2 protein-coding genes and 2 pseudogenes are annotated in these 1,708 nt (G+C 70.6%); 2 read left to right on the top strand and 2 right to left on the bottom strand.

Annotated elements, in window-relative coordinates:
- Positions 1–181 (top strand): ATPase domain-containing protein (locus GJ632_RS21310; protein WP_305037699.1); only part of this gene is annotated, 181 nt, incomplete at its 5' end.
- Positions 182–215: 34 nt separating this feature from the next.
- Here the strand turns inward: GJ632_RS21310 and GJ632_RS24920 are convergent.
- Positions 216–341 carry a hypothetical protein gene (locus GJ632_RS24920; RefSeq protein WP_255473627.1) on the bottom strand — a complete coding sequence of 42 codons (126 nt, stop codon included), beginning with the start codon at positions 339–341 and terminating at the stop codon, positions 216–218.
- Positions 342–451: 110 nt separating this feature from the next.
- Between GJ632_RS24920 and GJ632_RS21305 the strand changes: the two are divergent.
- Positions 452–1,364: pseudogene (locus GJ632_RS21305) on the top strand (dihydrodipicolinate synthase family protein).
- Positions 1,365–1,438: 74 nt separating this feature from the next.
- Here the strand turns inward: GJ632_RS21305 and GJ632_RS21300 are convergent.
- A pseudogene (locus GJ632_RS21300) lies at positions 1,439–1,708 on the bottom strand (hypothetical protein); the annotation flags it as partial.

The raw sequence follows: 1,708 nt of genomic DNA, 5'->3' as shown, positions 1-1,708 counted from the left end.
CGTCGAGTACCTCGCCGACGCGGTGTTCGTCCTCCAGTACGTCCGCCCGAGCGACTTCCGCGAGACGCGACTGGCCATCGAGATTCAGAAGATACGCGACGCGAACCACTCCCGGGAGACGAAGCCGTACGAACTCACGAGCGACGGCATCAGCGTCTACCGACAGGCGAACATCTTCTGACCGCGGGCGGTGACGGCGGGCGGACCGCCCGCACTCACGCGGGCGTCGGTCCGCCGGGATTGGCCGGGTCACGGCCGTCGTCCGGGTCGCCGCGGTTGAGAATCGCGTCGCGGATACGGTCGAACGCCGATTCGTCCGTGCGACGGATGAGCGGGTACATGACCCACAGGTACGTTAGAGAGTGACACACTTGGGGGTGGCGAGGCCCGGCCGCGTCGACCGGTCGGTGACCGAAGGAAGCTATAACTGCACCGTCCGGGAGTACGAACCATGGTCGCAGACGTCACGCGACAGTTTCGAGGAGTCCACTGTCCGCTCGTCACGCCGTTCGACGCCGACGGCGCGGTGGACCACGGAGCGCTCGGGTCGCTGGTCGAACACGTCCTCGACGGCGGCGTCGACGGCGTGGTGCCGTGCGGGACGACGGGTGAGTTCGCCAGCCTCACGCCCGCGGAGAACCGCGCCGTCGTCGAGACGACCGTCGAACACGCCGACGGTGCGCCGGTCCTCGCGGGGACGGCGGCGACGGGCGTCGCGGAGACGCTCGACCGAGTCGAGGCGGCGGCCGCGGCGGGTGCGGACGCCGCGCTCGTCACCCTGCCGTACTTCCACGGGTCGAACGACCCGGCGGGCGACGCGGCGTTCCTCCGCGCCGTCGCCGACGACGCCGCCCTCCCCGTCTACCTCTACAACCTCCCCGCCTGCGTCGGGCGCGAGATACCCGTCGACACCGTGGTCGGGGTGGCCGACCACGAACACGTCCTCGGGCTCAAGGACTCCAGCGGCGACTTCAACTACTTCTCGGAACTCCTCCGGCGGCGCCCGACGCGTTCCAACTGTTCGAGGGGTTCGACAGCCACCTCGTCCCCGGACTCCTGTTCGGGTCCGACGGCGGCATCAACGCGCTGTCGAACGTGATTCCGGAGCGTTCGCGGCGGCCGCCGACGCCGTCGAATCGGGCGACACGGCCGCGGCGCGCCGGGTCCACGAGGAACACGTCGCACCCCTGTTCCAGCAGTGCGTCGACCACGGGTTCGCGCCCGTCGCGAAGGCGGGACTTCGGGCCCGCGGCGTCCTCGACGCGGACGCGGATGCAGTCCGCCCGCCACTCGTCACCCTCGACGGCGACCCTCGCGCCGACGTGGTCGACGCCGTCGCCTCGGTCGTCGCCGCGTACGAGTAGGGCGCGGTCCGAATCGGGCGCGATACGGCGGTCCTGCGGGTCTGGGGTCGGCGGTGTGACCGACTGGCGTCGGGTCAGTCGTCGGCGGCCGCCTCGGCGACGGCGTCCTCGGGGAGTTCGGTCGACTCGACGGGGTCGAACTCGTCGTAGTGGACGATTTCGTCGACGGGACGGCGGTACTTCCGCTCGTTCTCCACGTCCGCGGCCTCTTCGGCGGGGTAGCCGAGGGTGACGAGCAGCACGGGTTCGTACTGGTCGCCGTCGACGTCGAACGCGTCGAGGACGCCTCGCGCACGTCGCGTCGACGTAGATTCGCTCGACGGAGAGGCAGAGCTGTCCCGCGT

The sequence above is a fragment of the Halogeometricum sp. CBA1124 genome (assembly GCF_009741955.1).
Classification (GTDB): Archaea; Halobacteriota; Halobacteria; order Halobacteriales; family Haloferacaceae; genus Halogeometricum; species Halogeometricum rufum.
The sequence above is the reverse complement of the archived record's forward strand: the minus strand, read 5'-3'. Positions and strand labels throughout refer to the sequence as shown.

What these genes read in the sequence shown, in the direction of transcription:
- GJ632_RS24920 (WP_255473627.1), bottom strand. Translation starts at nt 341, where the DNA reads ATGTACCCGCTCATCCGTCGCACGGACGAATCGGCGTTCGACCGTATC.